General features: G+C 44.1%; 3 protein-coding genes. All 3 read right to left on the bottom strand.

Going from position 1 to position 3,075, the window contains the following annotated elements; all coding sequences use genetic code 11:
- The coding region (locus tag RDN69_RS05995) for an ATP-binding protein (protein ID WP_288218376.1) at positions 1-840 on the bottom strand (840 nt) is incomplete at its 3' end.
- Positions 837-1,913 (bottom strand): radical SAM/SPASM domain-containing protein, encoded by a 1,077-nt coding sequence (locus RDN69_RS06000; protein ID WP_159821847.1) that lies wholly within the window; start codon positions 1,911-1,913, stop codon positions 837-839. The genes RDN69_RS05995 and RDN69_RS06000, both read right to left, overlap by 4 nt.
- Positions 1,914-2,676: 763 nt before the next feature.
- Entirely contained in the window at positions 2,677-3,000 is a 324-nt protein-coding gene (locus RDN69_RS06005) for a hypothetical protein (RefSeq protein WP_024049001.1), read from the bottom strand.
- Positions 3,001-3,075 lie beyond the last annotated feature (75 nt).

The raw sequence follows: 3,075 nt of genomic DNA on the forward strand, positions 1-3,075 counted from the left end.
ATGACCGTCGACGTCTAATGCCACGGAAAGTTCCGCCGTTTTTGCCAGCGCTTCATCAGGAACTTGAACCGTAGGCAGGAGCACACGGGCGCGGTGAATCTTTTTTTCCAATTGCTTTTGTTCTTCCGCGTATTCTTCCGCAAATTTTTCCGGGTCGGCTTCATATGCCAAGCGACGTTTAATAACCTCTACACGTTGCTGCGCATCGTGTTCGCCAACAACTTCGACGGAAAGTCCGAAACGATCCAATAATTGTGGACGAATATCACCTTCTTCGGGGTTCATCGTACCGATTAAGACAAATTTAGCCGGGTGCGACATGGAAACGCCTTCGCGTTCTACGGTATTAACCCCCATTGCGGCGGCATCCAACAATACGTCAACAACATGATCATCCAGCAGATTGATTTCATCCACATATAAAATATTTCGATTAGCATCTGCCAAAATGCCCGGCTCAAATTTCTTTTTGCCTTGCGAAATAGCATGTTCTAAATCCAATGTGCCAACGACACGATCTTCCGTCGCGTTGACCGGCAATTCAACTACTTTCATGCGTGTTTCATAGGTGGCAAGAGTTTCGCCCGCAGCCTGTCGTTCCATACAGTCACTGCAGAAAAGCCCAGGTTCTTCCGGATCACAACGGAATTGGCAATCTTTTACTGCATCAATCGGCGGCAAAACATCGGCCAATGCACGAACTGCAGTAGATTTTGCCGTACCTTTTTCTCCTTTAATAAGAACTCCGCCGATCGCAGGATTAATGGCATTTAAAAGCAACGCTTTTTTCATGCGTTCCTGACCTACAATAGCAGTAAATGGGTAGTTTTGACGTTTCATACGACAACTCCTTTGTGAATAATATCTTTCTGCTCTCGATGAATAAATATTTTCTTTAATACACATTCCGCTTCCTGCGCTTGTTTGCTTTTGACCCAGCGAGCATAACACCCGCCACCGCAAACTTTCAAGCAATCGCATTCACGACATTGCTCGAGCATCTCTTCGAGACGTTCATGAACGGTTTGCATACATTCGGTCTGAATTTCTTCTTTATAAGAGCCCAAGCGAAACTCCGGCTGGCCGGACAAGGAGGCACAGGCATAGCAGTCACCGCTCGGATCCACATATAATGCACGATTGGTAAGGGCATAACAATGACCAAACGGAGCCAATTTTCCATCTATCAATAGGCGAATTCGTTCACTGTGGGAAAAGGTAATTTTTTTACCTGTTTTTCGATAAAACCAATCCGCTTTCTGAAGCACTTTGACCAAAGCAGCCTGCATTTCGTCGCCGGTAACGGTATCGGATACGCTCGCCCGCCCCTGCGGCCGTAAAATATCAAAGCCGATGCGAAATACATTCCCTGCATAATAGGCCATGGGGATTAACGAATCTAAATGCCGGATATTATGCCGACCCACTACACAGGTAATGCCTACGCCCAGACCGGCATCACGTAAAATGGATAGCCCGCGCATGATATGGTGTGCTGTACCTGTATCGTCAGGATAAATTCGAGCCGCATTATTACGTGTTACGTCCCCATCCAAGCTCACACCGATGCCAATTTTGTGCTTCGCAAAATATTCCGCGACGGCCGGCGTAATCAGGCTGGCATTTGTCTGGATTTGCCACTTAATATAGTAATTTTTTTCGGCGGCATACTCAACAGCGTAGCACAATCGGTCAAAAGCCAACAAAGGCTCCCCTCCGGTTAATTGTACAGTCACCGCTTTTCCGTTAGCCGCGGCCATATCCAATGCCCAACGAATGGCGGCATGAGGCAGTTTGACAAGTGCTTGATTCGCTGCATAACAGTAACGGCATTTAAAATTGCAGGCTCCGGTTAACGCCAGAATTACAAATTCCGGAGTCAAATAACACCACTTCCCCTTTTTCTTTTGCACGAAGGTCCTCATGCGCATCGCATACGCGCCAGATTGTGTCCGGTATCGGCAAAGCGCGGAAAGAACCGACGAATTTTTTCAAAGCTGTACTTGGCTCATCAGCAATTGGTTGAGCTTCATTATCATAATACACTGTTTTTGCTTTCGACAAAACAATTTTTAATAAATCATCGTTTCTTGACGTCAATGCCCATAATAAAACATCCTACATTCCTGCAGTTTTGGACTTGCTCCGACCATTTCGCGTAGGTTAATATTGCTGCTTCAAATATTTGCGTCTCATATTTCGCCAAGTTTTATGTTTATACATTCATCACCATAAAACATATGACTCTGCGATGCAGTTCCCGCACGGCAGTAACTGCTTATATATCATTCCCGAAGGTAATCATCATAGCAGCGACGCTCCCGGCTGAAACAAGCATAATTTCCGAGTCCCCAGCAGAGGTTTCCTAATCCCCTTGCATAACTGTGCCGGCCAATGATAATGTGCTGTCTTCTAAAAAAGCACGCAAATATGCGGTAGTCGAACATACCAGATCACTACTGACTGTTCCTGCACAAAAGCTCTCTGCCACCGCAGAGAGCTTTTATATTCCATGACAGCTTATTATTTCCTCCCAACGCAAGCTATCTCGGGCAAGAAATTGCGTTCCAACAAATACGTATTTATGAGAGTCAGCAACTTCCCTAATAAGCTCAACAAATGGGCAATGATTTTAATATTAAGAAAAAATCATTGTGTATGTAAATGCGGTAACAATTATGCCTGACTGACTACTCGAATTTGCTGAGTCTCAAAAGCATCGGCAATATCTTTACGAAATTTTCCTTCCAACATTGTCCGATTTATTTCTCGACGGGTAATCAAAAGCAATCTTTTCCCATCATAATTAATACGCAATAATGAATTAATATATGTTTCGAAATCTTTCTTTTCCATTTTCTCTTGCAGTTTTTTTAGAGCGTTTGCAATCGGCCCTTCCTGATATTCAGTGCGCTCCGTTACGGGTACAAAATGTACTTCATAAAGCGAGTCTGAATATCCTTTATCCGCAGTAGAATGTCGTTCGAGATCAATCGCCATATATTTCCCTCCTTATGCGCGCATTATAACATATTTACTTGCATAAAGAGATGTTTTCGATAAACTATTTCAATA

This window comes from uncultured Negativicoccus sp., assembly GCF_902480485.1.
GTDB classification, from domain to species: domain Bacteria; phylum Bacillota; class Negativicutes; order Veillonellales; family Negativicoccaceae; genus Negativicoccus; species Negativicoccus succinicivorans.